Origin of the sequence: Bacillus sp. 522_BSPC, from assembly GCF_001076885.1 — a bacterium.
Taxonomy (GTDB): Bacteria; Bacillota; Bacilli; order Bacillales; family Cytobacillaceae; genus Niallia; species Niallia hominis.
This window is the reverse complement of sequence record NZ_JVDT01000103.1, coordinates 1-2929: the sequence shown is the minus strand read 5'-3', so window position 1 is coordinate 2929 and position 2929 is coordinate 1. Positions and strand designations below refer to the sequence as shown.

Annotated in this window: 4 protein-coding genes and 1 pseudogene; all 5 read left to right on the top strand. The window is 33.4% G+C overall.

Features of this window, described 5'->3' with window-relative positions; genetic code table 11:
• A partial coding sequence (locus ADJ83_RS25980) for a hypothetical protein (protein WP_204375761.1) occupies positions 1 to 292 on the top strand: 292 nt, incomplete at its 5' end.
• A gap of 20 nt (positions 293 to 312) precedes the next feature.
• Positions 313 to 684, top strand: a pseudogene (locus ADJ83_RS07995) (HAD family hydrolase); the annotation flags it as partial.
• A gap of 247 nt (positions 685 to 931) precedes the next feature.
• Positions 932 to 1663, top strand: a complete 732-nt coding sequence (locus ADJ83_RS07990) for a class I SAM-dependent DNA methyltransferase (RefSeq protein WP_031537778.1) — start codon at positions 932 to 934, stop codon at positions 1661 to 1663.
• An 18-nt stretch (positions 1664 to 1681) separates the two neighbouring features.
• On the top strand, positions 1682 to 2323 hold the full coding sequence (locus ADJ83_RS07985) for a histidine phosphatase family protein (protein ID WP_048717473.1): 642 nt from the start codon (positions 1682 to 1684) through the stop codon (positions 2321 to 2323).
• A 17-nt stretch (positions 2324 to 2340) separates the two neighbouring features.
• Positions 2341 to 2929, top strand: a 589-nt coding sequence (locus tag ADJ83_RS07980; RefSeq protein WP_048717471.1) for a GNAT family N-acetyltransferase, incomplete at its 3' end; no start/stop codon positions are given.

Below are 2929 nucleotides of genomic sequence, written 5' to 3'. Positions count from 1 at the left end.
GTTACGCGGGATATTATTTGATCTTGGCTGGACAATTTTTCGTCCTTATACTGGTGATTGGAAAATAACTGCAAAAGCTTTAGAATTTATAAATATAGAATTACTTCATTCCATACCAAAGGAAAAGCTTCATATAGCATTTTTAAAAGCAAATGAATGTTTAAAACCTGAAATATACAAAAAGGAAGTGGAGGAACTTGAAAGATATATAAATTTTTATAAAACATTTGGTAAAATGCTGCCTGAAATTAAATTATCTGAACAACAAGCAGAAATAATTGCTTGTGATTAGTATATAACGATTCCAATTATGTTTTTTATGACGATGCAAAAAAGACAATTCAAGGATTGAAAAAAAAGTATAAAATTGGCGTTATATCAGATACAGATCCATCTATTGTGAGAGTCTTAAAAAACGCAGGTTTATATGAATATTTTGATCAGCTGACATTTAATTTCGAACTTGGCGTAAACAAACCAAGTTCATTGATATTTGAGCATGCACTTCAAGGAATGAATCTACCTGCAAAAGAAATAGTATTCATCGATGATTATGAAAAAAACTTGGATAGTGCTGCAAATCTTGGGATACAGCCCATCTTAATTCTTTCAAAACCAAACCTCCAAGAAAGTTCAAAATATCCTAGCATCAATAAGTTATCCGACTTATTGTTATTATTATAAAATCATAGCATATATTTCCCTTTATTTATCATTATTTCAAACCGAACAAGACCTATTTTATTTTTATAAGAATAAGACGAATCCTTTCCAATGGTATAAAATAGAATAGAAACATGTAGATCTTTCAAAGATTATCAGGATAAATTAAAAGGTATACATAATGATGGTCTTCATTTCGGTGAAGAAGGATATGATATTTTAGTAGATTTGATTGTAAAAAAATTCGGGAAATTTGGTAGGTGGATATATGGCATATAAAGGTTCTTCTGTATACGATAATGTGCAATTTTTTGAAAATTACCGAGCTAGAAGAAATCGAGATTCGAGTCCCAATAACAGTATAGAAAGGCCGATTTTCTATGAGCTATTGGGAGAAATGAAAGGAAAGTCTATTCTAGATTTAGGATGTGGAGATGCAAAGTTTGGACTCGAGCTTTTAGGGAAAGGTGCAGAAAGCTATATTGGAGTGGAAGGCTCCAAGCGAATGTTTGACGAAGCTTCCCGGCATGTAAATGGAACAACTGCTTCGGTTTATCTTTCTAAGCTGGAAGATTGGGATTTTATGAATAGCAAGGTCGATATAGTTGTATCCCGTTTAGTATTTCATTATATAAAAGATTTACATACGATTTTTCACGGTATATATAATCAGTTAAAGGAAGATGGGAAATTTGTCTTCAGTGTTCAACACCCACTATTGCTTTCTACAATTGAGAGCGCCGCTTCCTCGGAGAAAAGAACGAATTGGATTGTGGATGATTATTTTTCAATGGGAGAAAGAACAGAGCAATGGATAGGCGAAGATGTAGTTAAGTATCATCGGACAATCGAAGAATATTTTCGGCTGTTAAAGGAAGCAGGCTATAAAGTAACAGATTTACGGGAAGGTATGCCAAAGCAAGAGAACTTTGAGCAAAAAAAAGATTTTGAAAGACGGAAGAGAATTCCGCTTTTCTTGATTTTATCCTGTGAAAAATAAAAAGAAAGGATGTTTGGAATGGATAACGAATTGAGATTATATTTTATAAGACATGGAGAGACCCAATATAATATTGAGAAAAGGATGCAAGGATTTTGTGATTCTCCCTTAACGGAAAATGGGATACTGCAAGCGAAATCTGTAGGAGCTGGTTTAGTAGATATTCCCTTTGTAGCTGCTTATGCAAGTGATAGTCAGCGAGTTTTAGATACTGCTAAATATGCATTAGGTACGAGAAAAATTCAATTAACAAAAGATGTACGATTAAAGGAAATGAATTTTGGTATGTTTGAAGCAATGCTACAGGCAGACATTATTGCGGAGCATGGTGATATTCTGGATAGACTCTTTTCCTTTAAAGATGTGGAAAGTAAAGTGCAAGATGGAGAATCTTTTACTGATTTAATAAATCGAACAAAAGCTGCAGTTGAGGATATCATATCTGCACATAAAGATACTGGTGGAAATATAGCAGTCTTCTCACATGGTGTCACTATTGGCTTTTTGATGAAGTCCCTCTTAAATAGTGAAGGATTCCCCCATCATGACAATTGCTGTGTATCGGTTATCCTTGTGAAAGATGGACAAATGATAGTAGAAAAAGTAGCAGATGCGTCTTTCCGAGATAGTGGAAAGGTATCTTTAAGCATAGAAAAATAATAAAAGAGAGAAAGTAAATGAGCCCCTATTCAATAATATCGAATTATAAAGAAAACATACAATATAAAAAGAGTTTTATAGAATTAGCTAAACAAGTTTTTCAAATCGACTTTTCCAGATGGGATCAGCTTGGTTGCTGGAATGATGACTATATTTGTTATTCCTTTTTAGATGGTGAAAAAGTGATAGCCAATGTTTCGATTAATAAAATGGATATCATCCTTCATAAAAAAGCGTATAAGGCACTTCAGCTTGGTACTGTCATGACACATCCAGACTACCGGAATAGAGGATTATCGGCTAAATTAATCAATCATATTATTTCGAAATATGAACACCAGTATGATTTTATCTATTTATTTGCTAATTCATCTGTTCTTGATTTTTATCCGAAATTTGGATTTGGTAGGTTGCAGGAAAGGAGCTTTCATATGGACTTGACTGTTGGTTGCCATATGAAAGAAGAGAATCCCTCCATTATTCGAAAGTTAGATGTAAATAATAGCCAGGACTTTTGTCTCATGAAAAGACTTGCTGATAAGCGGGCTCCTGTTTCTACCATTTGTGGAGTACAACAGAATACTCATTTGCTATTCTTTTATTTAA